Raw genomic sequence first — 25,771 nt, 5'->3', positions numbered from 1 at the left:
GGCCGACAGATCCCGTTGAGGACCCAGAGGTCAGTCAGGCCATGGGTCAAACCCTGGCGGGAAGCACTCATCTACATCATCACTGTCAGGCCAGCGCGGCCTCCAGCACCGCGCGGGCCACCTGCGCCACCGCGCCGGCCCGGGGGCCGGGGTGCTCCAGCACCACGCCGACCGCCACCTCCGGGGCGGTCGCCGGGGCGAACGCCGTGGCCAGCGCGTGCTCGCCGCCGTTCGCGGCGATCTTGGCGGCCACCTCGACGCCGGGGACGGCGACGGCCGCGCCCGGCCCGCCCGCGTGCGTCCCCGCGGTCATCATCGCGGCCAGGTAGCGGGCCTGGACGGTGGTCATGGTGGTGCGGTACGGCTGCGGCCCCGCCTGGCCGAGCAGCGAGCCGTCCGGCAGGCTGACCTCCTCCACCAGGTACGGCCGCATCAGCACGCCGTTGTTGGCCACGGCCGCCGACAACATCGCCACCATCAGCGGCGTCGCCCGGTCCTGGTCCCGGCCGACGGCCGACAGGGCGGTCCGCGCCCGGTCCATGCCCTGCGGGTACGTGCTGCGCGCCGGGGCCATCGGCACGCGCAGGTCGCCGTCGCCGAACCCGAACGCCTCGGCCTGGTCCCTGAGGATGTCCTGGCCGAGCTGCACCCCGATGCCCGCGAACGCGGTGTCGCACGAGGTCTGGAAGGCGCGCAGCAGCGTGGGCCGGGACCTGCCGCACGAACCGGCGAGCGCGGCGGGCAGCCGCGGGCGGACGGCGGCGTCCACGGGGGCCGTGGGCGTGTACTCGCCCGAGGCCAGCGCCGCGGCCGTGGTCACCACCTTGAACGTGGCCCCCGGCGGATAGACCTGGTCCAGCGCCCGGTTCAGCAGGGGCCGGCCGGGGGCCTCGCGCAGCCGGTCGAGGGCGCCGTCGAGCCGGGCGGGGTCGAAGGTGGCCAGCGTGTTGGGGTCGTAGGACGGGTAGCTGGCCAGGGCGAGGATCGCGCCGGTGGCCGGATCGATGGCCACGACCGCGCCGGGCACGCCGGCGGCCTCCAGGGCGTGGTAGGCGGTCCACTGGGTGCGCTGGCCGATGGTCAGCCGCACGTCGGCGCCGGCCACGTCGCCGTCGCTGACCATCGAGCGCACCTTGACCTTGGCGTCGTCGCCGGACAGGACGCCGTCCTCGGCCTCCTCCACGCCCGTGGACCGGTAGAGGGACATGTAGCCGGTCACGGGGGCGTAGAGCTCGCCGTCGGTGTAGACCCGCTGGAACCGGTACGGGCCGCCGCCGGGCGTCGGGCGGCTCCTGGCCACGGTCGCGCCGTCGTAGGTCAGGATGTCGCCGCGCGGACGGGCGAAGCGGGCGATGAGCGAGCGCTCGTTGCGGCGGTCGGCGTTGAGTGCCCGCGTCCCGAACCCCTGGACGACCGTGAGGTGGGCCAGCAGGACGAACAGCAGGACCGAGCAGAGCACGGCCATGCGGCCCAGCGGGACGTCGATCTGCTTCGCCCTGGTTCCCGCCATGGTCCTTGGTCTAACAACCGGACCACCAAGGCAGGGCTACAGGACGCTGCGGTAGTAGGAAATCTTGCGGTGGATGTAGTTCTGGCGCTCGGCCAGGTTGGCGATCTGGGCCTGGACCTGCCGGTCGTGCTCCTCCAGCAGCCTGATGCGGTCGGGGATCGTGTCGTCGCCGCCGCGGACGAGCTCGGCGAAGCGCAGCAGCATGGCGATGGGCATGCCGGTGTCGCGCAGGCAGCGGATCATGCCGAGCCAGCCGACGTCCTCCTCGCTGAACCTGCGCTGACCGGCCGCGTTGCGCTCCACGCGCTCCAGCAGGCCGATCTTCTCGTAGTAGCGGAGGGTGTCGAGGCTGAAGCCGGTCTCCTCGACGACCTCGGCGGGGGTGTACACGCTCACGCTCCCAGTCTTCCACCTGGAGCGCGCTCCAGGTCAACGGCTTGACATGGAGTGCGCTCCAGGTCCGAGGGTTCTGCCCCATGAAGATCGCACTCGGCACCATCCCGTTCGGCACCGGCGTCGGCCTGCGGGAGACCTTCGCCATCCTCGACCGCTTCCAGGACGCCGGCGGCACCATGCTGGACACGGCCAACAACTACCCCTTCTGGAACGAGGGCCGCACCGGCGACGAGAGCGAGGAGGCCATCGGCGCCTGGCTGGCCGCGCGCGGCAACCGGGACCGGATGTTCATCGGCACCAAGGGCGGGGCGCGGCCGAGCGTGCCCGGCGACCGCACGCTCGACTCGGCCGAGGGCCTGTCGGCGGCGGCCGTCGCGCGGGCCGCCGAGGGCAGCCTGCGCCGGCTGCGGACCGACTACGTCGACCTGTACTGGTCGCACATCGAGGACCGTTCGGTGCCGCTGCACGAGACGCTCGGCGCTTTGAACACGCTGGCCGAGCAGGGCAAGGTCCGCGCGCTGGGAGCGAGCAACATCGCCGCCTGGCGGCTGGAGCGGGCCAGGAACCTGGCGGGCGCGCGCGGCTGGCTGCCGTACGGCCACCTCCAGCTCCGCCACACCTACCTGCGCCCGCGGCCCTTCACCCGGCTGCCGGAGGGCGGCCACACGCTGGCCTCGGACGATGCCCTCGACTACGTCGCCGCCGAGCCGGACGTGACGCTGTGGGCCTACAACACGCTGATGGCGGGGGCCTACACGCGGGCCGACCGGCCCATGCCTGAGGTCTACGACCACCCGGGCACCGCCCGCCGCCTGGCCGTGCTGGGCGAGGTCGCCGGCGAGCTGGGCGCGACGCCCAACCAGGTGGTGCTGGCGTGGCTGATGGCCGACGGTCACGTGCCCGTGGTCGGCGTGTCCACGACGGCCCAGCTCGACGAGGTCGTCGGCGCGGCGGACGTCAAGCTGGACGCCGAGCTGCGCGCCCGCCTGAACGCCGCCGCCTAGGGGATCAGGGCAGGTGGTCGGCGAGGTAGCGGCGGACGAGCTGCTTGCACTCGGCGATCAGGTCGGCGTCGCCGTCGGGATCGGCCCGGAAGGCGAGCTTGAGCACGGCGTCGGTGGCCTCGACGGCGACCACGAGCGCCCGGTCGAGCCCGGGGCCCGCGGGCGCGTCGAGCAGGGCGAGGGTGAGGGCGCGCAACCGGTCGGCCACGATGACGTTGTTGTCGAGGGCGCTGTCGAGCGTGCGCTTGGTGCCCTCCAGCGGCGGCCCGCCCGGGGTGGGCAGGACCTCGCCGAAGTCGACCACCGCGAACCCGGGGGTGGTGCGTTTCATGTCGACGAACTCGTCGATGGCCAGGTCGACCAGGTCGGTCCAGTGGCCGAGGTCGGCCTCGGCGATGCACTGGGTGACCCGCTGGAGGAACGCCTCCAGGTTGCGCAGCGCGAGGGCGCGCACCAGGCCCTGCTTGTCGTGGAAGAACTGGTAGAAGGTGCCGATGGGGACCTCGGCGCGGCGCGCGACCTCCTTCGTGGTCAACGCCTCGTAGCCCACCTCGTCGAGCAGGAGCGCGCACTCGTCGAGCATCCGCTCCACCCGCTCCACGCTCCGGCGCTGGGCGGGACGGCGGCGCAAGGTACTCGTCATGCTCCCCATCCTGGCTTATTACCAGCAGGTACAGACCGGCCACTTTGCCGTCCGTTAACATGAGCCATACTCGCATAAAGGAGCCGAGATGTTCTTATGGGGTACGGCGACCGCCGCCTACCAGATCGAGGGCGCGGTGGCCGAGGACGGCCGGGGCGCGTCCATCTGGGACACCTTCGCCCACGAGCCCGGCCGGACCAGGGACGGCCACACCGGGGACGTGGCCTGCGACCACTACCACCGCTGGCGCGAGGACATCGCCCTCATGTCCGGCCTCGGCGTGAACGCCTACCGCTTCTCCATCGCCTGGCCGCGGGTGCAGCCGCTCGGCTCCGGCGAGGTCAACCCCGCGGGCCTCGACTTCTACGAACGCCTCACCGACGGCCTGCTGGCGGCCGGCATCCAGCCCGTGCCGACGCTCTTCCACTGGGACCTGCCCCAAGCCCTCCAGGACCGCGGCGGCTGGACCGAGCGCGACACGGCCGGCCGCTTCGCCGACTACGCCGCGATCGTCGCCGAGCGCCTGGCCGACCGCATCCCGCTGTGGATCACCCTGAACGAGCCGTTCGTGCACATGGCCTTCGGCCACGCCATGGGCATCCACGCCCCCGGCCAGGCCCTGCTGCTCGACGCCCTCCCCGTCGCCCACCACCAGCTCCTCGGCCACGGCCTGGCGGCCGGGGCGCTGCGGGCGGCGGGCGCGCGGCAGGTGGCCATCACCAACAACTGCACGCCGGTCTGGCCCGCCTCGGAACAGGAGGCGGACGTGAAGGCCGCCGACGCCTACGACGTCCTGCACAACCGGCTGTTCAACGACCCGGTGCTGCTCGGGAAGTACCCCGACCTCTCGGCCTACACAGCCGCCCTGGACTTCGTCCGCGACGGCGACCTGGAGACCATCTCGGCCCCCCTGGACGCCCTCGGCATCAACTACTACAACCCCACCCGGATCGCCGCCCCGCCGCCCGGCGAGGCGCTCCCGTTCACCGACACCGGCGTCACGGGGTATCCCACCACCGCGTTCGGCTGGCCGGTCGTCCCCGACGGCCTGCGCGAGCTGCTGACCGGCCTCAAGGCCCGGTACGGCGGCGCGCTCCCGCCGATCCACGTCACCGAGAACGGCTGCTCCCAGCCCGACGAGCTCACCCCGCAGGGGACGGTCGAGGACCAGGCCCGCATCGACTACCTGCGCGGCCACATCGACGCCGTCATGGCCGCCCGCGCCGAGGGCGTGGACGTGGACGGCTACTTCGTCTGGTCGCTGCTGGACAACTTCGAGTGGGCCGAGGGCTACCACCAGCGCTTCGGCCTGGTGCACGTGGACTTCGCCACGGGCCGCCGCACCCCCAAGGCGTCCTACGCGTGGTACCGGGAGCGGATCGCTCAGAACACCGACACGTGAACGTGGTCGTAGTGGTTGGCGGTCACGCCGCCCCGGTCGGACATGGGGTCCCAGCCGCCGCCTGACCGGATGTCGTAGTAGCGCTGCTTCCAGATGATGTACATGACGCCGATCCGCGAGCCGTTCTTGATGAGCCATTCGGCCAGGGCGTCCCCGCGGTCGGCGTCGGCCCCCGAGGCCATGGTGCCGCCGCGGGACATCATGAAGTCGCAGGCCCGGCCCTTGCCGTGCTCACCGGGGTCGCCGGGGCGCAGGCAGCCCACGCCGTACTTCATGGGGAAGTTCTGCATGATCTCGGCGCGTACCGTGATCATGCGCTGGGTCAGGCCCTCGGCGCCGCCGGGCTGCTGGAAGCCGTACTTGGCGAGCAGGCGCTCGATCTCGCGCCGCTTGCCCTGAAGGGTCCTGATCTCCTTCTTCAGCTTGTCGATCTTGTCGTTGGCGTTGAGCTTGGCCTCTTTGGACTTCGCGATGAGCTTCTGGATGCTCCGGACGCGCTCGGTCCGCTCGGTGGCCATGTACGACATGTTCGCGGCCTGCCCGAGCGCGATGGCCGGGTCGGCGGTGAGGCCGAACAGCTGCATGCCGTCGAGGGGGCCGGTGACGTACGTCTGGCGCGCGATCTCGGCCACGCCGGCCTGGGCCGCGGCCAGGCGCGCCGCCAGGTCGCCGGAGGTGTCGGTGGCGTTCTTGGCCTGGATCCTGATCTCCTCCAGGCTCTGGATCTGGCCGCGGTAGAGGTCGTTCAGCCGGGACGCCTGCTTGGTGAGTCTGCGCAGCTCGTCGATGTTGGGATCGGCCGACGCCGGCTGCGGGGAGGCGAGCCCGAGCAGCCCGGAGAGGACGACGAAGACCGCGGCGAGCCGCCAGATCCTCACACCCGTCCCCTCCTCGCATAGACGGACCGAAACTATAGAAGATGATCTTGATGGCTGTCATCCGAACCAGCCAAGTGACGCACCTTTGGCGAGGTACATGGTCCTTTGTCGGAAATAAGGAAGATCTAAAAGTTTGGGCCTTGTGGAGGGCTTGATCCCGGTCTGAGATGGCGATCGAACTCGTCTCTGCGAAGGGGCAGATCGTGTCTCGAATCATGACCATCGCCGCGGCCGCGCTTCTCGGCCTGGGCGCCTCCCTCGTCCCCCTCACCGCCGAGGCGTCGGTCGATCCGCTGCCGCCCGGCGACCGCATCGACCTCTACCAGGTGGACGGCAAGCCGGGCACCGCCCAGTTCCTGCGGGAGAAGGGCTTCGACGTCGTCCAGCACGAGAACGGCGGCGACAAGGAGCACGTCGAGCTGACCGCGACCCAGGCCGACCTGGCCGGGCTGGCCAAGCTCGGCCTGCGCCCCGAGCCCGTGCGCAACGCGCAGGGGCAGAGCAACCTCCAGGCCGCCAAGGCCCAGGCGGCCGGCGGCTACACCGTGTGGCGGTCGTACTCCGAGCGGGGCGGCATCGCCGACCAGCTCAGGGCGATCGCCGACGCCAACAGGGACATCGTCAAGCTGCAGTCCATCGGCAGGACGCTCAAGGGCCGGGACATCCTCGCCGTCAAGGTCTCCACGGGCGCCCGGCTGCTGCCCGACGGGCTCAAGCCCGCCACGCTGTACTCGGCCACCCAGCACGCCCGCGAGTGGATCGCCGCCGAGGTGGACCTGCGGCTGCTGAAGTACGTGATCGCCAACAGGTCGGCGCTGCGGGACCTGCTCAACCGGACCGAGCTGTGGTTCGTGCCGGTGGCCAACCCAGACGGCTACGACTTCACCTTCACCGAGGGCAACCGCCTGTGGCGCAAGAACCTGCGCGACAACGACGGCGACGGGAAGATCACCAACGGCGACGGCGTGGACCCGAACCGCAACTTCCCCACCAACTTCCGCTACGACGAGGAGGGCTCGTCGAGCATCCCGAGCAGCGAGACCTTCCGCGGGACCGGCCCGGCCAGCGAGCCGGAGACCAGGGCCATGGACGGCCTGCTCAACCGGGTCAGGTTCGAGATGAACCTGAACTACCACTCCTTCGGCCCGCTGCTGCTCTACCCGAGCGGGTTCCAGATCGCCACGAAGACCGCGGACAACCCGATCTACGAGGCCCTGACCGGCGACGACGACGCCCCGGCCGTCCCCGGGTTCGACCCCGACCTCGGCGCCGAGCTCTACACCACGAACGGCGACACCAACGACCACGCCCACGCCAGGTACGGCACCCTGTCCTGGACGCCGGAGCTCGACGAGGGCTGCGACGGCTGCGGGTTCGTCTTCCCCGACGACGAGGCGGCCGTGCAGGCGGAGTTCGAGAAGAATTTGCCGTTCGCGCTCGACGTCGCCAGGTCCGCGGCGGACCCGGCCGATCCGGTCAGCCACCTGGGCAACAGGACGCCCGACTTCGTGCTCGACCCGTTCGAGTTCAGCTACGGCACCGACCAGGCCGTCCAGGTCACCGCCAAGAGGAAGGTCGGGCCCGTCCTGCTCAACTACCAGGTCAACGGCGGCCGGACGAGGATCGCGCCGACCGGCGAGTGGAAGGGCGGCGAGCGGTACGGCAAGGGCTACGACCGCTACTACCACCGGCTGCGCGGCAGGATCACCGGCACCCGGCCGGGCGACAAGGTCAAGGTCTGGTTCAGCGCGATCGGCAGGAAGAGCGGCGAGTTCACCTACACCGTGCAGGACGACATCGGCGGCAAGGTGCTCGTGCTGGCCACCGAGGACGTCACGGGCCTGAGCCCGGCCCAGGGCGGCACCGAGGCCAAGTACGCCGCCGACTACGTCAAGGCGCTCCAGGACGCCGGCTACACGACCGACGTCTACGACATGGACAAGATGGGCCGCAGGGCCCCGCACCCGCTCGGCGTGCTCAGCCACTACAAGGCGGTGGTCTGGGAGACCGGCGACGACGTCATCCCCCGCTCCCCCGGGCAGGTCGCCGGCACCACGTCGAAGGGCGGCGTGGACACCGAGCTGGCGGTGCGCGACTACCTGAACGAGGGCGGCAAGCTGCTGCACGCCGGCAAGTACCCCTCGTACGCGGCCAACAACAACGGCGCCTACTACTACGAGCCCGACCAGCCCGGCCACCCCGAGTGCACGGTCCCCGACGACCCGCCGTGCATCCAGGTGTTCAACGACTTCCAGCAGTACTGGCTGGGCGCCTACGTCTTCTTCGACGACGGCGGCGCCGACCGGGCGAGCGGGCAGCCGTTCGCGCTGAAGGGCAACGGCGGCGCGTTCGAGGGCTTCGCCGGCACGCTGGAGCCGAGCCACACCAACTCGTTCGTGGCCACCTCGGCCATCCTGCCCCCGGCGCAGTTCCCGCTGTTCGCCAGCTCGGCCCAGGTCAAGTGGGTACGCCCGGGCGGCCCGTTCGACCCCCACACCGGCTCCTGGGACGTCTACAGCGGCATCGCCGACGTCTCCTGGAAGCGGCTGACCACGACCGTGGACCTGACCGGCAGGAGCTCCGGCGACCTGTCGTTCTGGACCTCCTACGACACCGAGGCCGACTGGGACTTCCTGACGGTCGAGGCGCACACCGCGGGCGCCGACGACTGGACCACCCTCCCCGACGTCAACGGCCACACCTCGCAGAGCACCGGCGAGAGCTGCAAGGCCGAGAACAGCGGCGGCTGGCGGGTGATCCATCCGTTCACCCGGCACTACCAGGGCGCGGCCTGCGAGCCGACCGGGTCCTCCGGCGCCTGGCACGCCGCCTCGGGCAACTCCGGCGGCTGGCAGCAGTGGAAGGTGGACCTGACCCCGTACGCGGGCAAGCGGGTCGAGCTGTCGATCTCCTACGTCAGCGACTGGTCCACCCAGGGCGCGGGCGTCTTCCTCGACGACGCCAAGGTCACCCTGGACGGCGCGGCGGCCGGTGACACCTCCTTCGAGTCCGACCTCGGCGGCTGGGCCGTCGCCGCGCCGCCGGCCGGCTCGGCCCCTTCGATCAACAACTGGTTCCGCACCGACCAGGTCTTCGAGGAGGGCGGCGGCATCGTCACCGCGGACACCGTCTATCTGGGCTTCGGCGTGGAGAGCCTGACCGGCCAGGCCACGCGTACGGACCTGGTCAAGCGGTCGATGCGGCACCTGCTGGGCGACCCCCGCTAGCGACGCCCGGAGGGGCGCGGCACACCGCTGCCGCGCCCCTCTTGCGTGCACGGACAGAACATGGTTCGGTCGCCTTGAGGCGTACGCGCAGCAAGCAAGCATTCGGTCAAGCAGGAGGCTCACGACATGCGCCAGCACGACAAGCTGTTCATCGGGGGCGAATGGGTGACCCCCGCGGGCACCGGGACGATCGACGTCATCTCCCCCCACACCGAGGAGGTCGTGGGCCGCGTCCCCGACGGCGCCGCCGAGGACGTGGAACGCGCGGTGGCCGCCGCCCGCCAGGCGTTCGACCACGGGCCGTGGCCGCGCATGACGTTCGCCGAGCGGGCCGCCGTGATCGAGCGGCTGGCCGCGATCTACAACGAGCGCCAGGGCGAGATGGCCGCCCTGATCACCGAGGAGATGGGCTCGCCGATCACCTTCTCCAACCTCGCGCAGGCCCCGCAGCCGCTCGGCATGCTGCAGTTCTACGCCGGGCTGGGCAAGGAGTTCGCCCAGGAGGAGGAGCGTCCCGGGCTGTTCGGGCCGATCACCGTGCGGCGCGAGCCGGTCGGCGTCGTCGCGGCCGTCGTCCCGTGGAACGTGCCCCAGTTCGTGACCATGACCAAGGTCGCGCCCGCGCTGCTGGCCGGGTGCACGATCGTGCTCAAGCCCGCGCCCGAGACGCCGCTGGACGCGTACCTGCTGGCCGAGTGGGCGGCCGAGGCTGGGATCCCGGCGGGCGTGCTCAACATCGTGCCCGCCGGGCGCGAGGTGAGCGAGCACCTGATCTCCCACCCCGGCGTCGACAAGGTGGCCTTCACCGGCTCCACCGCCGCCGGCCGCCGCATCGCCTCCATCTGCGGCGAGCAGCTCAAGCGGGTCAGCCTGGAGCTCGGCGGCAAGTCCGCCGCGATCATCCTGGACGACGCCGACCTGCAGGCGAGCATGGGCTTCCTGGCCATGGCCACGCTGATGAACAACGGCCAGGCGTGCGTCGCCCAGACCCGCATCCTGGCCTCCCGCAGCCGGTACGACGAGGTCGTGGACGCCGTGGCGAACATGGTCAACTCCCAGCCCGTCGGCGACCCGGCCGACCCGGCGACCGGCATCGGCCCGCTGGTGGCCAAGCGCCAGCAGGAGCGCGTCGAGGGCTACATCAAGATCGGCATGGACGAGGGCGCCAAGGTCGTCGTCGGCGGCCTCGACCGTCCCCGCGACCGCGGCTGGTACGTCGCGCCCACGGTCTTCGCCAACGTCAGCAACGACATGCGCATCGCCCGCGAGGAGATCTTCGGCCCGGTCCTGGCGGTGATCCCGTTCGAGGACGAGGCCGACGCCCTGCGCATCGCCAACGACAGCGACTACGGCCTGGCCGGCACGGTCTGGACGGCCGACGCCGAGCGCGGCATGAACGTCGCCCGCCAGGTGCGCACCGGCACCTACGGCGTCAACTGCTTCATGCTGGAGTCGAACGCGCCCTTCGGCGGCTTCAAGGCCAGCGGCATCGGCCGCGAGCTCGGCCCCGAGGGCCTGAACGGCTACCTGGAGTACAAGACGATCGCCCGGCTGGGCTAGCGGCGGGCGAAGAGGGGCCCCGCGCGCCGCGGGGCCCCTCTCGCGGGCCGGGGAAGGCGCCCAGCGTGCCCCCGCGACGCTAGGCGCCGGATCCGCCGCCTACAGTCGGCGACTGCCCGGCTACTGAAGTATGTCCCAAGGCCACCGCGAAGGCGGTTTCCTTCCCCGAGGACTTTTCTCCTGGCGGATCCTTTCCATCCGTCTTAGGTAGACGGGTATTACTCACGAAAGGTTCGAGGAGATCCATTTACCGATACGCCGGATGAGTTCGGGGCTGGCGGCCGACTCCGCGTGCCCGTAGCCCGGCTCGATCCACAGCTCCTTGGGCTCGCGGGCGCCGTCGTAGAGCTGGTGGGCGTGCTCCAGCGGGAAGAAGGCGTCGGCGTCGCCGTGCACGACCAGCAGCGGGGCGGGCGAGACCAGGGCGGCGGCCTCGTACGGCGGCATCGGGATCGGGTCCCACTGGCCGCCGGCGATCCTGGTGCGCTTGGCCACCCGGGCGGCGAACCTGCCGAACGGCTGCTCGATGGCCCAGTGAACCTGGCGCATGGGCTTGGTGCCCCGGTAGTACCAGCGCGCCGGGCCGCTGACCGCCGCCACCGCGTCCACGCCCCGGCGCAGCGCCGCGTGCCGGACGGCCACCGCCGCGCCCATGGAGAAGCCCACGACCGCGATCCGCCGGTAGCCGACCACGCGGGCATGCCGGACGGCGGCCTCCACGTCGAGGATCTCCAGGTCGCCGACCGTCGTCTCGCCGCCCGAGCGCCCGTGGCCGCGGAAGTCGAAGGCGAGCACGCCGCCGTAGCCGCTGAGCACGTGCGCGATGCGGCGGACGGTGCGCTCGCGCCAGGATCCGGTGAAGCCGTGCGCCATGACGATCCCGACGTCCCCGGCCGCCGAGGGGGTGTGGGCGGCGTCGATGCGGACACCGTCCTCGGTCCTGAGCATCACCGGGAAATGGGGCGCGAAAGGCATGAACACCAGCTTATTCGTGGTCCGTTTCCAGGCCGTGCTCGGTGGCCCACACCGCGATCTGGGCCCGGGAGGCGAAGCCCAGCTTCTCCATGATGTTGGCGACGTGCCGGGCCACCGTGGCCGGGCTGATCACCAGCTTCAGCGCGACGGCCCGGTTGCTCAGCCCGCCCGTGAGCAGCGCGGCGATCTCCAGCTCCCGGCCGGTCAGCCCGCCCTGCCAGCCTCCCGGCGGCGGCCCTGACGGCCCTGCCGCGACGGTCCGGCCGGGATCGAGCACCCGCCTGGCGACCTCGTCCGGCGACTGCCCGGCCCCCTTGGCCCACAGCAGCGACACCCGGCCCTCGCCGAGCCCGCCCCTGGCCCGCGTGAGCAGCTCCTGGACCGGGCCGGGGACGCCGTACTGGCCGATGGCCTCGCGCAGCGCGGTCGCGGCGGCGGCGGCCAGCACCGCGCCCTCCAGGTCGCCCTGCTCGGCCGCCAGCGCCGACATGGACGTCAGCGCCCGCACCACGCCCCTGCGCTGGCCGGTGCGGGTGCTCAGGGCCAGGCTGGCGGCCAGGTGCAGCCGGGCGGCCGGGTAGTCGTGCATCCGGGCCGCCACCCGGCCCAGCTTGGCCTGGCAGCGGGCCAGCTCGACCCGGTTGCCCATGTCCTCCAGCAGCGGCAGGGCCGAGGTGTGGCAGGTCATGGCGGCCTCCAGGTCGCCCGCCGCCTCGGCCACCGCGCCCAGGTGGGTCAGCGCCCTGGCCAGCGTCCAGTGGTGGCCGGCCTCCCTGGCCAGAGCCAGCGCCTGCTCGCCGCGCCGGCGGGCCTGGCGGAGCTGGCCGCGGAACAGCGCCAGGTTGAGCTGGGCGATGCGGACCGTGGCCAGGTTGAACAGGTCGTCGTGGGCGGTGGCCGACGCCTCCAGCTCCTCCAGGTAACGCAGTGCCTTCTCGCTCTGGCCGGTGCGGAAGAACACGGCCAGCGCCACGCTGTAGGTGACGCCCAGCCAGTGGGTGTACGGGTGCCTCTTCTGCTCCTCCACCCCCTGCACGACCAGCTCCTCGGCGCGGGCCAGCTCGTCGCAGATCTCCAGCCCGTACGCCAGGCCGCCCTTGGCCACGGCGACCACGTCGGAGGGCACCCGGGACAGGTCGAGGGCGAGCAGCCGCTGGTGCCAGCCGACGGTCTCGCCCAGCTCACCGCGCACGGCCAGGATGGCCAGGGCGGCGCGGGCCAGGCGCAGCCCGAGCACCGGGTCGGCCGACTCCACCGCCCGCTCCACCGCCGCCCGGCAGTCGTCCATCAGCGCGCGGCCCCTGGCGAAGTGCGGGACGCGGGCGGACCAGGGCATGCGCGGGTCGAGCGTGCCGGCCTGGTAGCAGTGCTCCATCTCCTCGCAGATCACCCGCAGGTGCCGGTCGCGCAGCCGGGTCAGCTCGCCGGCCTCGGCCAGCCGCTCGGCGGCGTACTGCCTGATGGTCTCCAGCAGGCGGTAGCGCCCGTCGTGGTGGAGCACCAGCGACTTGTCGACCAGGCCGTTGAGCAGGTCGAGCAGCTCGGCCCTGGGCACGATGCCGCCGTCGGCGCACACCCGTTCGGCCACCGTCAGGTCGAACAGCCCGGCGAAGACCGACAGCCGGCGCAGCAGCACGCGCTCCTTGGGCCGCAGCAGGTCGTGGCTCCACTCGACGGTGGCCAGCAGGGTGCGCTGACGGGCGGGCGCGGTACGGTCGCCCCTGGTCAGCAGCGTGAACCGGTCGCCGATGCGGTCGGCGATGCGGCCCGGGCTCATCAGGCTCGTACGGGCCGCGGCCAGCTCCAGCGCCAGCGGCAGGCCGTCGAGCGCCCGGCACAGGCGCACGACGTCGTCCATGCTGCCGGTCACCGACCGGGCCCCCGCCGCCAGCGCCCGCTCGACGAACAGCAGCACGGACTCGGCGTCGGGATGGTGGTCGTCGGGCAGCTCCAGCGGCGGCACCCGCCAGACCAGCTCGCCGGGGATGCGCAGCGGCTCGCGGCTGGTGAGCAGGAAACGCAGCTCGGGGCAGTCGGCGATCAGGCCGGCGACCAGCTCGGCGCAGCGGTCGACCAGATGCTCGCAGTTGTCCAGCACGATCAGCGCCCTGGCCTCGCGCAGCCGTACGCGCAGGCCGTCGAGCAGCCGCCCCGGCGCCTCGTCGCGGACGCCGAGCACCCCGGCCATCTCGTTGACGATCAGGGCGGGGTCGGCGAGCCGGGCCAGCTCGACCAGCCAGACGCCGTCGGCGAACCCCGGCGCGGCCCTGGCCGCCACCCGCAGCGACAGGCGGGTCTTGCCGATGCCGCCGACGCCGCTCAACGTGACCACGCGTTCGTCGTGGACCAGCGTGCTCAGCTCGGTCAGGTCGCGCCCGCGGCCGACGAAACGGTTGGGCTCTGCGGGCAGGTTGTGCGGAACTGGCGGAGTCATGTCGGTGCCCAGGGTCAGCGGAGGATCACAGGTCCGCTCAGTCTCCACCCCCGGCCGACCTCGTGCGATCACTTTCCGTGGACTGTCCGCGACCGAGCGGATACGGATGCCGTCCGCCCAGCTCGGCCACGCTCATCACGATCCGCACCCGCGACTCCTCGGCCGCCTCCAGCGCCTCCGGCACGTCGGAGATCATCACCCGCGCGCCGCTGGCCCGGATGCGCTCGCCCAGCCCGGCGCGGCCGAGGTCGGCGGGCACCGGCCAGACGACGCCGCCCGCCGCGATCACCGCGTCCGCCGCCACCAGCAGGTCGGGCCCCACGGGCAGGCAGACGAGCACCGTGTCGCCCGCGCGCACCCCTCTGCGCCGCAACTGGGCGGTCGCGATCGCCGACCGCTCGTCCAGTTGCTTCTCGGTGAACTCCACACCCGTGCCGGAGTCCACCATGACGATGTGCTCATCCATGGCGTCCACGGTAGGGAGGGGGGGCACGTGCCTACATGGGGCGGAATATGCAGATCCCTATGCAGAAGCGCTGGGGTGCTCGGCGGCCCACACCGCGATCTGCGCGCGCGAGGTGTACCCCAGCTTCTCCATGATGTTGGCGATGTGCCGGGCGACCGTGGCCGGGCTGATCACCAGCTCCTCGGCGATGGCCCGGTTGGACAGGCCGCGGGTGAGCAGGCCGGCGATCTCCAGCTCGCGCACGGTCAGCAGCGAGTGCCTGACCGGCTCGGCCGGCACGGGCCGCGGCGCCGCGGGCCGCTCCCCCGCCAGCACCTGGCGGGCGGCGGCGTCGGGGCTCATCGCCCGGCCGCGCGACCACAGGGAGGCCGTACGGCCCTCGCCGAGCTTGGCGCGGGCGCGCGAGAGCAGCTCCTCGATCCGGATCGTGGCCGAGTGCTGGCCGATCGACTCGCGCAGCGTGGCCGCGGCGGCGGCGGCCAGCACCGCGCCGTCGAGGTCGCCCTCGTGCTCGGCCAGCACCGACAGGCCGGCCAGGCACCGGGCCACCCCCTGCCGCTGGCCGGTCTGCCGGCTCAGCGCGAGGCTGCCGGCCAGCCGCTCCCTGGCCGCGGCGAACTCGCCCAGCATGGCCGCCACCCGGCCCACCCTGGCCAGGCAGCGCGCCAGGTCGGAGTCGCTGCCCAGCTCGCACAGCCACGGGACGGCCAGCTCGTAGCGGGACTTGGCGGTCTCCAGGTCGCCGCGGGCCTCGGCCACGGCGCCGAGCTGGGCGGCCATCCTGGCCATGAGCCAGCGGTGGCCGTGCTCGCGCGCCCGCGCCAGGGCCTCGTCGCCCAGCCGCTGGGCCTCGCGCAGCCGGCCCCTGGTCAGCGCCACCGCCGACAGCCCGGCCAGCCCCGCCGCCTGGTTCCAGGCGTCACCCGACTCGGTGGCCTCGGCCAGGCCCCGCTCGGCGTGGTGCAGCGCCTCGTCGATGCGGCCCATGCGGAGCAGGACGACGACCACCAGGCTGTGCATGACGCAGCGGGTGAACCTGTTCTCCTCGCCCAGGCCCGCCAGGCTCTGCGTGGCCACCTCCAGCGACCGGCTGAGCTCGTCGCGGGCCTCCAGCCCGTAGGCGAGGTACGCCTTGCCCTGAGCGACCTGCTCTTCGGGCACGGGTTCGAGGTCGAGCGAGAGCAGCCGCTCGATCCAGCCGACGATCTCGGTCAGGTTGCCGGAGATGGGCAGCAGGGCGGTGCTGGCCGCGCACAGGCGCAGGCCCAGCCGCGCGTTGCCGGACTCGGCGGCCCAGTCGAGGGCGGCCCGCTGGTCGTCGAGGAGCTGTTTGCTGGCCGTCAGGCACTCCAGCCGCTCCGGCCAGGGCACGCCCGGCCGGACCATCTCGGTGGTGAAGTGGCGTTCCTGGAGGTCGCACAGGACGGTGAGGTGCCGCTCGCGGACGTCCTCGCGCTCGCCGGCCCGCTCCAGCCGCTTCATCGCGTACCGCTTGATCGTCTCCAGCATGCGGTAGCGCCTGCGCTCCTCGTCGCACAGCACGAGGGACTTGTCGACCAGGCCGCCGAGGAGGTCGACGATCTCGTCCCGGGCGATGGGCCGCTCGGCGCAGACCTGCTCGGCCAGGTCGAGGTCGAAGTCGCGGGCGAAGACCGACAGCCGGCGCAGCAGCACCTGCTCCTTGGCCGACAGCAGGTCGTAGCTCCAGTCGACGGTGGCCAGCAGCGTGCGCTGCCGCGCGGGGGCCGTACGGCCGCCCGTGGTCAGCAGCGAGAACCGGTCGTCGAGCCGGTCGGCGATCTGCCCGGGGCTGAGCAGGCTCGTACGGGCCGCCGCCAGCTCCAGGGCCAGGGGCAGCCCGTCGAGCGCCTGGCACAGGCGGACCACGTCGGGCAGGCTGTCGGGGCCGAGCCGGGTGCCGGCGGCGGCGGCCCGGTCCATGAACAGTTGCACCGACTCGGCGTCGGCGTACCCCATCTCGGGCAGGTCGAGCGGCGGCACCCGCCAGATCAGCTCGCTGGCGATGCGCAGCGGCTCCCGGCTGGTGGCCAGGATGCTCAGCCGGGGGCAGCAGGCGACCAGCTCGGCGGCCAGCTCGGCGCACCCGTCGACCAGGTGCTCGCAGTTGTCGAGCAGCAGCAGGCAGCGCAGCTCGCGCAGCCGGGCGGTGACGGTGTCGAGCAGCGGACGCCCGCTCTCCTCGCGCACCCGCAGCACCCGGGCGATCTCCTGGACGATCTGCTCAGGACGGCTGACCCGGGCCAGCTCGACCAGCCACACCCCGCCCGGATAGCCGCCCACGAGCCCGGCGGCCACCCGCAGGGCCAGCCGGGTCTTGCCGATGCCGCCGACGCCGCACAACGTGACCACGCGCGTCTCGCCGAACAGCCCGCGCAGGTCGTCGAGGTCGCGTTCGCGGCCCACGAACCGATTGGGCTCTGCTGGAAGATTGTGCCGGGGGGCCTCTGGCATGTGTTCACCCTGCGTCGCCGAAGGATCACACTCTTCCACAGTGTCGCACTTTTCACAGGCCAAGCGAGCTGACGATCGCCCTTTCGTCCACAACGCGCAGAATGGGGTTTCCCAGCAGCCGCCTGGCGACGTCGTAGGGCGCCACGACCATGGTGGCCCTGCGCTCGGCGGCCAGCACCCGGCAGCCGATGACGGTCGGCTCGTTGGCGGCGATCACCACGTGGGCGCCGGACATCAGGGCCAGGTCGAGCACCCGCAGCCCCTTGAGCAGGTCGCCGGCCGCGTTGACGACGACGTCGTCCTTGCCGACCACCAGGCGGGCGGCCAGGTTGCGCAGGTCGGCGGCGAGCTCCCCGTGGTCGAGCACGCGGCCGCCGCCCGGCTCCAGCGCCGCGCCCGCCAGCGGGCCGAACTCCACCGGGCTCGCGTTGAGCAGCCCGGCGAACGGCAGCGCGCCGGGCGAGGGGCGGAAGGCGTAGACCCGGTCCGCGACCCGGTCCGCGGCGGCGCCGCCGGGCTCGCGGGCGCCGCGGGTGATCACCATGCGGACCGGACCAGGGCCGCCCAGCACGGCGACGCCGCCCGCCCAGGCCACCGCGTGGACCGCCACCGCCAGCGACGCGCCGAGCGGCAGGTCGATGAGGACGCGGTCGCCGAAGGCCAGCCCGTCGCGGCGCAGCCCGCCCGCCGCGCGGGTGACCCGCCTGGCGAACTGCGCGTACGACAGCACCTCGCCGGTCCTGACGTCGCTCACCGCCGGCTGGTCGCCCTTGCTCGGTGCCGAGCCCATAACCAGCTCTGTCCACGTCATGACGACAATGTAGGGACCGCGAGGGCTCCTGCCATGCACACAAATGTGCAACCTGCTATGTACGTCCCGGCTCGCGCTCGTACAGCTCGGTGAGGAGGGCGAGCCGGTCGGCGGGCACGTTCAGGCGCAGGCCGGCGCCGGGCTCCTCCGACCAGGAGCCGCCCTCCCAGGCGAGCTGCTCCCAGGCCACCAGCCTGCTGCCCTTGAGCCGGTGCCTGATCAGGGCTTGGACCAGCCAGGGGGCCCGGCCGCCAGGGCCGCGCTCGTACCCGAAGAGCTTGCCGGTGCGGCGCGGCACGACGATGAGGTCGCTGACCCGGAACGCGTTCTGCACGCCCATGAGCAGCGGGCCGTCCTGGCGCAGCCGCACGTCGGCGACCCTGCCGACCACCTCGCCGGCCGCGTCGGTCACGGTGCGGCCCTTGAACCAGCTGATCCGCGGGGCGAGGCCGGCGGCGTGCACGACCTCTCCCCCGGGCCGGCGCTCGCCGCCGCTGCCGGGGATCCGGGCGATCACGTTCTCGCGCGCCCAGCGTTCGAGTGCGGGCTCGGCGAGCTCGCCGCTCGCCTTGATCGCGCTGCCGATCTCGGTGACCAGGTGCATGGGGACGCGCCGGGGCTGCGGGTGCTCCTCGGGCCGGAACAGCGTGGTCACCGAGCTGATCAGCCAGCCGGGCAGTCCGCCGACGCGGGGGGCGAGCGCGAGCGGCCCGGCGAGGACGGCCGCCACGTACGGCGGGTCGCCGGCCAGCTCCAGGTCGTCCACCTTGCACACGGGCTCGCCGTCGTCCGCGCCGACCACCTGCCGGTCGAGCAGGTGCAGGTCGGCGTGGAGCTCCCGGGCCCTCATTGGCCCGCCTTCGTGGCGATCAGCAGCGGGATCGCCGCCACCGCGACCGCCGACAGCAGGATCATGTACGCCGTGCCGACGGCGTTGGTGAACCGGCTGTTGACCCGGTCGTCCATGTAGTCGGGATCGTTGGCGATCATCAGCACGGGCAGGTACGTCAACGGCAGCGCGGCGGCCGAGAACACCAGCGAGTACTCCGTCACCATGACCGGGTCGACGGTCGTCAGGATGAGCGCCGCGGCCAGCACGACCGCGACCAGCACCACGACGTGGAACCTGGCGGCGTCCCTCGGCCGCACCCGCTTGCCCCACCGCCAGCCGAAGTACTGGCTGAGCGTGTACCCCGACGACAGCGCGGTCTCCAGCGTCGCGCCGAACGTGGCCGCGAACACCCCGATGATCGCCATCGCCAGCCCGACCTTGCCCAGCCCGACGCCCACGGGCAGCACCATCTGCGCCAGCGACTCCACCTGGGCCTGCGCCGGCAGGAACACCGCGGCGGCGCAGACCATGATGGTCAGCGACAGCATGCCGCCGAGCGGGAAGCCGACGAACACGTTGGCGCGGGCGGTCACCAGGTCCTTGCGCGTCCACCGCTCCTCGACGCCGCCGGAGGAGAAGAAGAACACCTCGTACGGGGTCATCGCGCCGCCGAGCAGCGCGACCGCGTAGTACCAGTAGGTCGCCGCCCCCTCGGCCTGCGGCGGCGAGGCGAGCTGGCCGCCCAGCTGCCCCCAGTCGGGGCCGAGCTGCCACGCCGCCACCCCGAACACCACCAGCGCGAGCCCGGCCAGCCCGAACACCCGTTCCATGGTCTCGAATCTGACCCGCCACATCACCAGCCAGGCGACCAGCGCCACCCCCGGCACCCACAGCAGGTAGTTGACGCCGGTGGCCAGCTCCAGGGCGAGCGACGCGCCGCCGATCTCCGCGGCCAGCGTGAGCAGGTTGATGAAGAACGACGCCCCCAGGTTGAGCAGCCCCGCCCGCGGTCCGAGCCGCTCGCGGACGAGGTCGAAGACCGGCCGGCCGGAGACCGCGGCGATCCTGCCGGACATCTCGGCGAACAGGCAGATGCCCACCACGCCGACCACCACGACCCACGCCAGCGACATCCCGAACCGGGCTCCGACCAGCGAGTTGGCCACGAGGTCGCCGATGTCCACGAAGCCGCCGACGGCGCTGAGGATGCCGAGCGTGACGGCGAAGAGCTTCTTCACCCCAGCGCCTCCAGCTCCCGCACTGCCTGGGCGGGGTCCTTGATCCGGTCCCGGCGTACCTGGATGAGCAGGTCGTCCACCAGCTCCTCGGCCCGCTGGATCCGGTCGAGCAGCCGGTCGCGCAGCTCGTCGGAGCGCTCGGAGGGCGGCTGGACCCCGCCGAACTGGTCGCCGACCGCGTCGAGCTCGCCGGCCGCGTCGGTGAGCACGACCTTGAGGTACGGCCTGGTCAGCCGGTGGGAGTTCTGGACGGCCAGGCGGACGATCCGGATGGTGGAGGAGACGCTCTCGTCCGACTGCTCGGCCTTGAGCGCGTAGTCGTGGTCGTCCCACGCGGGGCTCACGCAGCCGGCCGCGGCCACGAGCAGCACGAGCAGGGCCGCCACCCGCCTCACGTACGGCCCCGCAGCAGGAAGTAGGCCAGCAGCCCGAGCAGCACCGCGAACTGCCCCCACGCGAGGAGCAGCACCAGTCCTTCGTCCCTCACGGTCGCTCCCTGCCCTGCCGCCCGTGATCCATGCCGGACGCCGGGAATCAGACGCGCCGGCCGGCGCGTTCACCCCTACAGCGCCGCAGACGCCTTGTCCCGCTCTTGTCACGAGAGGGGATCAACTAGACTTGGTGGGTCGCGACTTCGCGCGGCCGCCCCCACGACACAGAGCGAGAAGTCATCATGCCTTTGAACAGCCGCGACGACCTGCGGAACATCGCGATCATCGCGCACGTCGACCATGGCAAGACCACACTGGTCGACGCCATGCTCTGGCAGTCCGGGGCCTTCCGCGCGAACCAGGACGTCGACGACCGGGTCATGGACTCCAACGACCTGGAGCGCGAGAAGGGCATCACCATTCTCGCCAAGAACACCGCCGTCCAGCACGGCGGCATGACCCTGAACATCATCGACACCCCCGGCCACGCCGACTTCGGCGGCGAGGTCGAGCGCGGCCTGTCCATGGTCGACGGCGTGGTGCTGCTGGTCGACGCCTCCGAGGGCCCGCTGCCGCAGACCCGGTTCGTGCTGCGCAAGGCGTTCGCCGCCAAGATGCCGGTCATCCTGTGCATCAACAAGGTCGACCGTCCCGACGCCCGCATCAAGGAGGTCGTCGACGAGGTCTACGAGCTCTTCATGGACCTCGACGCCACCGAGGAGCAGATCGACTTCCCGATCGTCTACGCCTCGGCCAAGGCCGGCCGCGCCTCCCTGAACCGTCCCGACGACGGCGGCATGCCCGACTCGGAGGACCTGGAGCCGCTGTTCGACATCATCAAGTCGACGATCCCGGCGCCCACGTACGACCCCAGCGCCCCGCTGCAGGCGCACGTCACCAACCTCGACGCCTCCTCCTACCTCGGCCGTATCGCGCTGTGCCGGATCCACCAGGGCGTCATGCGCAAGGGCCAGCAGGTCGCCTGGTGCCGTACCGACGGCACGATCCAGAAGGTGAAGATCACCGAGCTGCTGATGACCGAGGCGCTGGAGCGCAAGCCGGCCGAGGAGGCCGGCCCCGGCGACATCATCGCCATCGCCGGCATCCCCGAGATCATGATCGGCGAGACGCTGGCCGACCCGGAGGACCCGCGCCCGCTGCCGCTGATCACGGTCGACGAGCCGGCGATCTCGATGACGATCGGCACCAACACCTCGCCGCTGGTCGGCAAGGTCAAGGGCTCGAAGGTCACCGCCCGCATGGTCAAGGACCGGCTCGACAAGGAGCTGGTCGGCAACGTGTCGCTGCGCGTGCTGCCCACCGACCGTCCCGACGCCTGGGAGGTGCAGGGCCGCGGTGAGCTGGCGCTGGCCATCCTCGTCGAGCAGATGCGCCGCGAGGGCTACGAGCTGACCGTCGGCAAGCCGCAGGTGGTCACCAAGGAGATCGACGGCAAGGTGCACGAGCCGGTCGAGCGCCTGACGGTCGACTGCCCGGAGGAGTACCTCGGCGCGGTCACCCAGCTCCTGGCCGTCCGCAAGGGCCGCATGGAGCACATGACCAACCACGGCACCGGCTGGATCCGCATGGAGTTCGTGGTCCCGGCCCGCGGCCTGATCGGCTTCCGCACCGAGTTCCTGACCGAGACCCGCGGCACCGGCCTGGTCCACCACGTCTTCGACTCCTACGAGCCGTGGTTCGGCGAGCTGCGCACCCGCAACAACGGCTCGCTGGTGGCCGACCGGTCGGGCCCGGTGACCGCGTTCGCCATGCTCAACCTCCAGGAGCGCGGCACGCTGTTCGTCTCGCCGACCACCGAGGTCTACGAGGGCATGATCATCGGTGAGAACTCGCGTTCCGACGACATGGACGTGAACATCACCAAGGAGAAGAAGCTCACGAACATGCGCTCGTCCACCAGCGAGGAGACCGAGAAGGTCATCCCGCCGCGGACGCTGTCGCTGGAGCAGGCGCTGGAGTTCATCCGCGAGGACGAGTGCGTGGAGATCACGCCCGACGCGGTCCGCATCCGCAAGGTCGTGCTCGACGCCGCCGCCCGCGGCCGCGCCGCCGCCCGCGCCAAGCGCGCCTGATTCGTTTCTCTCCGCACCGCGGTCGCGTGTCACCTTTTCCGGTGGCACGCGGTTTCCGTGTCAGAAGGGCCTGTCAACCGGCGGCCCGAGCACGCGCGATGGAACGCCTCTCCCGGGTCACGGTGTAAAGAAACATGGTCATGAGACCATCTGTGATAACACCGTGACCCTATGCCATAGAACATTTCGGCATGCCGGAGAATCATCCCAATTGTGGGAAAGCTCCGGATGGCAATGTCATTCGGGCTGGCTCTGGTGTCGTTCGGGGCGATTGTTTGGTGCACCATCGCAGCCAGGCCCGTGACCGGGTCCGACAGGCCCAAGAGCACCGTCGTGACCAATCCGTGGGCGGCCGCCGCCGCCCGCGCCGACCCGGCGACCGGATGGGCCCGTACGGCCGCCACCGAGGTCTCGGTCGCCCCGGCCCGCGCCGCCGACCTCGACGCCGTCCCCGAGGGGCGGATCGATCCCCGGCAGCGCCAGGTCAGGATCACCGTCAGGCACCGGCTGGACATGCGTCCCGACGACCCGCTGGCCGAGGCGCTGCGCCAGGGCGGCGGCTTCCCGGGCACGCTGCCGCAGGTGACCGACTCCGGGTTCGGCGCGCTCAAGGTGGACGGCCAGAGCCTGGCGCCCACCACCCGGCTCGCGCCGCTCATCGTCTCCTCGCCGGGGCACGTCACGGCCGAGTTCACGGTGACGCTGCTGCGCCAGGTCAAGGTCGAGGGGCTGCTCCGGCTCGACTTCACCTCGCCGACGGCGCTCCCGCTGATCGTCGTGGTGCGCGCGGTCACCGTGCTGCCCGGCGAGTGGACCGTGCTGCGCGTCGAGGGCATCCAGCCGGAACGGCAGGAGCGCGGCCTGCTGCGGTTCTCCGTCGGCGCCTACCCGGTGAGCCTGACGCTGGCCCCCGGCTCCTACGGCTTCCCCGACGTCGCCGAGGAGGACGACTTCTCCTGGGCCACCGCGCTCGGCGTGCTCACGGCGTGCGCGCTGGCGGTGTTCCTGGTGCGCTCGCTCGGCCGCCGGTGGTGGCAGCGGGTGCCCAACAGGGAGCTGGTCGTCGGCCTGGCCATCGCCGCGCCGGCCCTGCTGATCCCGCTGGTCGCCGCGGAGTGGTCGCCCGTCGGGTACGTGATCCTGTTCGTCGCCGTGCCGGTGATGGCCCTGCGGCACGCCGGACGGGTGCTGCCCACCAGCCCGCCCTGGACCGGCCGCGACCTGCTCACGGTGACCGGGCTCGGCCTGCTGGTCGGGCTCGGCATGCTGAGCTGGTCGTGGCTGCACGGCCAGCTCCCCGGACGCGTCCTGCTGACCGGCGGAGCCGTCGCGGCCCTGGCGGCGGCGGGCGCGGCGGTCGGCTTCAGCGTGGACCTCGGGGTCCGGCCGGTGGTCGTCCGCCTGGCCGCGCTGTGGGCCGAGGCCGCGGTCGGGCTGCTGGCGCTGGCCCTGTGGCTGCGGGCGCTGCTGGACGGCGTGTACCCGCCCGACAGCGTCCGGCTGCTGCTGGCGCTGAGCTGGGCGATGATCCCCGTGGCGGCGGTGACCGTGGCGACCAGGCGGTGGAGCCGGGGAGCGGTGGTGGGCGCGGTCGTGGTGAGCCTGCTCGTGCAGGGCTGGCCCACGGAATGGCTGGACGCGGGGTCGTGGAGCCTGGCCGTGCCCCGGGCGGCCGTCCCGACGATCGGCAGCCTGCCGCTGGACCCGCTGGTCCGCGGGGTGCTCGGGCTGCTGCTGCTCGGGTTCGCGATGCTGGTGCTGCGGCTGTGGCGGCTGGGCTCCCAGGTGGCGGCCGTGCGCGACCCGGCCGCCGAGTCGACGATGGTCGTCGTGCTGATGGTGCTCTACATCACGCCCGGCGGCAGCACGACGCTGGCCGACATCGACGTGCCCCTGCCGCTGCTGGCCATCACCTCGATCGTGGCCTGGCTGACCGCGCGCTGGCTGCTCGCCGGGCCGCCGGCGTCCGTCGTGGAGCCGGACACGCAGGAGGAGCACCGGCAGTTCGTCCGCGCGGCCCTGCACCGGCGCCTGCTGCTGCTCGCCGAGCAGGAGCTGTACCGCGCGGGACGGACCCGGCTGGCCGCCGACATGTCGATGGCCGAGTTCGACCAGCGGCGGCAGGCCCTGGAGTCGGCGCTGCGCGAGCACGGCCGCCATCCCGAGACCGCCTTCGCCACGGCGGCCGGCTGCACACCCTGGCACAACGGCGTGTCGGCGTTCACCGTCAGCCTGCTGCTGAGCCTGCCGTTCGCGCTGGTCTACGGCCGGCCCGAGGGCGCGGACCTGACCAGCTTCCTCTTCGACGGCCGCTACCTGCTCACCCTGCCCGCGTTCGGCTTCCTGTTCGGCTACTTCTACCCGTGCGTCAGAGGCACCCAGCCGATGACCAAGGCGCTGCACCTGGCCGTCGCGGCCCTGCTGACCAGCCTGGCCGGCTACCTGTCGACGCTGGTCGAGCCGGACATCGGCCCCCTCGACAAGGCGCAGGTCGTGGCCATCGTGGTGGGCCAGGTGATGATGGTCTGCGTCGGGCTCGGGCTGTTCTGGGAGTGGCGGATCATGCACCTGGCCGGCGAGCCGTGGGCCAGGGTGCGCAACCTGCGCAGCGTGCGCAGCCTGGCCGCGCCGACCCTGGCCCTGGCGCTGGCCGTGGGCACGACGGCGGCCAGCTCGGCGGCCGGGCAGACGGTCGACCGCATCCTGAAGGGCGACCAGGTCACGACGAGCCAGCGGTGAGGCTCAGCGGCGCGGCAGCTCGCTGCCCCTGACGTGCGCGCACTGCCAGTCGATCAGCGCGGCGAAGTCGCGCCAGGCCCGCTCGACCCGCCCGCGCACCTCGGCCGTGTGCACCCACGGCTCCGGCTCGTGGCGGACGCCCGCGAACAGGGACCTGTGGCGCAGCAGCTCGATGCGCGGGTGGTCCTCGTCGAAGCCGCGCGGCCTGGTCTTCAGCCGGTCGCCGCCGATCGTGTAGCCGGCCTCGGCGAGCCGGGCCGTGATCGACTCCAGCGGCTTGCCGGTGACGTCCTCGTCCACGGCCGCGCGGTAGCGGGCGATCTGGTCGGGGGCCTGGGTGTAGCGGCCGCCGGCGACGTACAGGCCGGCGGCGCTGATCTCGACGTAGTAGCCGATGCCGGGCATCAGATCGACGAAGGCGCCCTGATGGGTCTTGTACGGCGTCTTGTCCTTGGAGAAGCGCACGTCGCGGTAGGGCCGGAAGAGCTGGGCCGGGCCGAACTCGGCGGCCAGCTCGTCGGTGAGCTCCGCCATGGGCGCCCGGACCGCGTCCTCGTAGAGGTGCTTGTGGCGGGTGAAGTAGGTCTTGGAGTTGTCCGCCTCAAGGCCCTCGTAGAAGATGAACGCCTCGTCGGGAAAGCCGGTGAAAGCCATGGCCCA

At 72.2% G+C, this 25,771-nt stretch carries 19 protein-coding genes; 6 read left to right on the top strand and 13 right to left on the bottom strand.

The features are described from left to right. Positions 1-85 precede the first annotated feature (85 nt). Both ACIBQ8_RS48100 and ACIBQ8_RS48095 read right to left on the bottom strand, forming a co-directional pair. Positions 86-1,510, bottom strand: a complete 1,425-nt coding sequence (locus ACIBQ8_RS48100) for a penicillin-binding transpeptidase domain-containing protein (RefSeq protein ID WP_397195533.1) — start codon at positions 1,508-1,510, stop codon at positions 86-88. Positions 1,511-1,546: 36 nt separating this feature from the next. Beyond that, the gene (locus tag ACIBQ8_RS48095; protein ID WP_352352118.1) at positions 1,547-1,906 is read right to left on the bottom strand and encodes a MerR family transcriptional regulator; all 360 of its coding nucleotides are present in this window, start codon (positions 1,904-1,906) and stop codon (positions 1,547-1,549) included. An 80-nt stretch (positions 1,907-1,986) separates the two neighbouring features. Here ACIBQ8_RS48095 and ACIBQ8_RS48090 point away from each other — a divergent pair, with 80 nt between their 5' ends. Then, a complete protein-coding gene (locus ACIBQ8_RS48090) occupies positions 1,987-2,910 on the top strand; it encodes an aldo/keto reductase (protein ID WP_397195532.1) in 924 nt (307 codons plus the stop codon). A gap of 4 nt (positions 2,911-2,914) precedes the next feature. On the opposite strand, the gene ACIBQ8_RS48085 is transcribed toward ACIBQ8_RS48090, so the two are convergent. Beyond that, on the bottom strand, positions 2,915-3,553 hold the full coding sequence (locus tag ACIBQ8_RS48085; RefSeq protein WP_397172385.1) for a TetR family transcriptional regulator: 639 nt from the start codon (positions 3,551-3,553) through the stop codon (positions 2,915-2,917). An 88-nt stretch (positions 3,554-3,641) separates the two neighbouring features. On the opposite strand from ACIBQ8_RS48085, the gene ACIBQ8_RS48080 reads away from it, so the two are divergent. Further along, on the top strand, positions 3,642-4,955 hold the full coding sequence (locus ACIBQ8_RS48080) for a GH1 family beta-glucosidase (RefSeq protein ID WP_397195531.1): 1,314 nt from the start codon (positions 3,642-3,644) through the stop codon (positions 4,953-4,955). Here the strand turns inward: ACIBQ8_RS48080 and ACIBQ8_RS48075 are convergent. Then, complete coding sequence (locus ACIBQ8_RS48075; protein WP_397172389.1) at positions 4,937-5,833, bottom strand: coiled-coil domain-containing protein; 897 nt, start codon at positions 5,831-5,833, stop codon at positions 4,937-4,939. The genes ACIBQ8_RS48080 and ACIBQ8_RS48075 overlap by 19 nt on opposite strands. A 203-nt stretch (positions 5,834-6,036) precedes the next feature. Between ACIBQ8_RS48075 and ACIBQ8_RS48070 the strand changes: the two genes are divergently transcribed. Together ACIBQ8_RS48070 and ACIBQ8_RS48065 are read left to right on the top strand one after the other, a co-directional pair. After that, positions 6,037-9,060, top strand: a complete 3,024-nt coding sequence (locus ACIBQ8_RS48070) for a M14 family zinc carboxypeptidase (RefSeq protein ID WP_397195530.1) — start codon at positions 6,037-6,039, stop codon at positions 9,058-9,060. Between the two features lie 126 nt (positions 9,061-9,186). Next, complete coding sequence (locus ACIBQ8_RS48065) at positions 9,187-10,620, top strand: aldehyde dehydrogenase (protein ID WP_397195529.1); 1,434 nt, start codon at positions 9,187-9,189, stop codon at positions 10,618-10,620. Between the two features lie 222 nt (positions 10,621-10,842). Here the strand turns inward: ACIBQ8_RS48065 and ACIBQ8_RS48060 are convergent, their stop codons facing one another. From ACIBQ8_RS48060 to ACIBQ8_RS48025, 8 genes are read right to left on the bottom strand one after another with little or no spacing between them, the layout of a single operon-like run. After that, the gene (locus ACIBQ8_RS48060) at positions 10,843-11,595 is read right to left on the bottom strand and encodes an alpha/beta hydrolase (protein ID WP_397172392.1); all 753 of its coding nucleotides are present in this window, start codon (positions 11,593-11,595) and stop codon (positions 10,843-10,845) included. Between the two features lie 10 nt (positions 11,596-11,605). Continuing rightward, entirely contained in the window at positions 11,606-14,029 is a 2,424-nt protein-coding gene (locus ACIBQ8_RS48055) for a LuxR C-terminal-related transcriptional regulator (protein WP_397195528.1), read from the bottom strand. 37 nt (positions 14,030-14,066) lie between these two features. Next, positions 14,067-14,495, bottom strand: coding sequence for an AMP-binding protein (locus ACIBQ8_RS48050; RefSeq protein ID WP_397172395.1), 429 nt, complete (start codon positions 14,493-14,495; stop codon positions 14,067-14,069). Positions 14,496-14,552: 57 nt separating this feature from the next. Beyond that, the gene (locus tag ACIBQ8_RS48045; protein ID WP_397195527.1) at positions 14,553-16,967 is read right to left on the bottom strand and encodes a LuxR C-terminal-related transcriptional regulator; all 2,415 of its coding nucleotides are present in this window, start codon (positions 16,965-16,967) and stop codon (positions 14,553-14,555) included. A 52-nt stretch (positions 16,968-17,019) separates the two neighbouring features. After that, positions 17,020-17,778 carry an AMP-binding protein gene (locus ACIBQ8_RS48040; protein WP_397172399.1) on the bottom strand — a complete coding sequence of 253 codons (759 nt, stop codon included), beginning with the start codon at positions 17,776-17,778 and terminating at the stop codon, positions 17,020-17,022. 55 nt (positions 17,779-17,833) lie between these two features. After that, the gene (locus ACIBQ8_RS48035; RefSeq protein ID WP_397195526.1) at positions 17,834-18,628 is read right to left on the bottom strand and encodes a hypothetical protein; all 795 of its coding nucleotides are present in this window, start codon (positions 18,626-18,628) and stop codon (positions 17,834-17,836) included. Next, a complete protein-coding gene (locus tag ACIBQ8_RS48030) occupies positions 18,625-19,848 on the bottom strand; it encodes an NRAMP family divalent metal transporter (RefSeq protein ID WP_397195525.1) in 1,224 nt (407 codons plus the stop codon). The genes ACIBQ8_RS48035 and ACIBQ8_RS48030 overlap by 4 nt, the downstream gene beginning before the upstream one ends. After that, entirely contained in the window at positions 19,845-20,243 is a 399-nt protein-coding gene (locus ACIBQ8_RS48025) for a hypothetical protein (RefSeq protein WP_397195524.1), read from the bottom strand. The genes ACIBQ8_RS48030 and ACIBQ8_RS48025 overlap by 4 nt, the downstream gene beginning before the upstream one ends. Positions 20,244-20,521: 278 nt before the next feature. Here ACIBQ8_RS48025 and typA point away from each other — a divergent pair, with 278 nt between their 5' ends. Continuing rightward, positions 20,522-22,372 (top strand): translational GTPase TypA, encoded by a 1,851-nt coding sequence (typA, locus tag ACIBQ8_RS48020; protein ID WP_397172405.1) that lies wholly within the window; start codon positions 20,522-20,524, stop codon positions 22,370-22,372. A gap of 333 nt (positions 22,373-22,705) precedes the next feature. Continuing rightward, positions 22,706-25,111, top strand: a complete 2,406-nt coding sequence (locus ACIBQ8_RS48015; RefSeq protein WP_397195523.1) for a hypothetical protein — start codon at positions 22,706-22,708, stop codon at positions 25,109-25,111. 3 nt (positions 25,112-25,114) lie between these two features. Here ACIBQ8_RS48015 and ACIBQ8_RS48010 read toward each other — a convergent pair whose 3' ends face one another. Beyond that, positions 25,115-25,765, bottom strand: a complete 651-nt coding sequence (locus ACIBQ8_RS48010) for a DUF2461 domain-containing protein (RefSeq protein ID WP_397172408.1) — start codon at positions 25,763-25,765, stop codon at positions 25,115-25,117. Between the last annotated feature and the right edge of the window lie 6 nt (positions 25,766-25,771).

The organism is Nonomuraea sp. NPDC049646 (genome assembly GCF_044465525.1).
Taxonomy (GTDB): Bacteria; Actinomycetota; Actinomycetes; order Streptosporangiales; family Streptosporangiaceae; genus Nonomuraea.
The sequence above is the reverse complement of the archived record's forward strand: the minus strand, read 5'-3'. Positions and strand labels throughout refer to the sequence as shown.

What these genes read in the sequence shown, in the direction of transcription:
- ACIBQ8_RS48085 (WP_397172385.1), bottom strand. Translation starts at nt 3,553, where the DNA reads ATGACGAGTACCTTGCGCCGCCGTCCCGCCCAGCGCCGGAGCGTGGAG.
- ACIBQ8_RS48010 (WP_397172408.1), bottom strand. Translation starts at nt 25,765, where the DNA reads ATGGCTTTCACCGGCTTTCCCGACGAGGCGTTCATCTTCTACGAGGGC.
- ACIBQ8_RS48090 (WP_397195532.1), top strand. Translation starts at nt 1,987, where the DNA reads ATGAAGATCGCACTCGGCACCATCCCGTTCGGCACCGGCGTCGGCCTG.
- typA (WP_397172405.1), top strand. Translation starts at nt 20,522, where the DNA reads ATGCCTTTGAACAGCCGCGACGACCTGCGGAACATCGCGATCATCGCG.
- ACIBQ8_RS48055 (WP_397195528.1), bottom strand. Translation starts at nt 14,029, where the DNA reads ATGACTCCGCCAGTTCCGCACAACCTGCCCGCAGAGCCCAACCGTTTC.
- ACIBQ8_RS48045 (WP_397195527.1), bottom strand. Translation starts at nt 16,967, where the DNA reads ATGCCAGAGGCCCCCCGGCACAATCTTCCAGCAGAGCCCAATCGGTTC.
- ACIBQ8_RS48050 (WP_397172395.1), bottom strand. Translation starts at nt 14,495, where the DNA reads ATGGATGAGCACATCGTCATGGTGGACTCCGGCACGGGTGTGGAGTTC.
- ACIBQ8_RS48035 (WP_397195526.1), bottom strand. Translation starts at nt 18,628, where the DNA reads ATGAGGGCCCGGGAGCTCCACGCCGACCTGCACCTGCTCGACCGGCAG.
- ACIBQ8_RS48060 (WP_397172392.1), bottom strand. Translation starts at nt 11,595, where the DNA reads ATGCCTTTCGCGCCCCATTTCCCGGTGATGCTCAGGACCGAGGACGGT.
- ACIBQ8_RS48080 (WP_397195531.1), top strand. Translation starts at nt 3,642, where the DNA reads ATGTTCTTATGGGGTACGGCGACCGCCGCCTACCAGATCGAGGGCGCG.
- ACIBQ8_RS48040 (WP_397172399.1), bottom strand. Translation starts at nt 17,778, where the DNA reads ATGACGTGGACAGAGCTGGTTATGGGCTCGGCACCGAGCAAGGGCGAC.
- ACIBQ8_RS48065 (WP_397195529.1), top strand. Translation starts at nt 9,187, where the DNA reads ATGCGCCAGCACGACAAGCTGTTCATCGGGGGCGAATGGGTGACCCCC.
- ACIBQ8_RS48100 (WP_397195533.1), bottom strand. Translation starts at nt 1,510, where the DNA reads ATGGCGGGAACCAGGGCGAAGCAGATCGACGTCCCGCTGGGCCGCATG.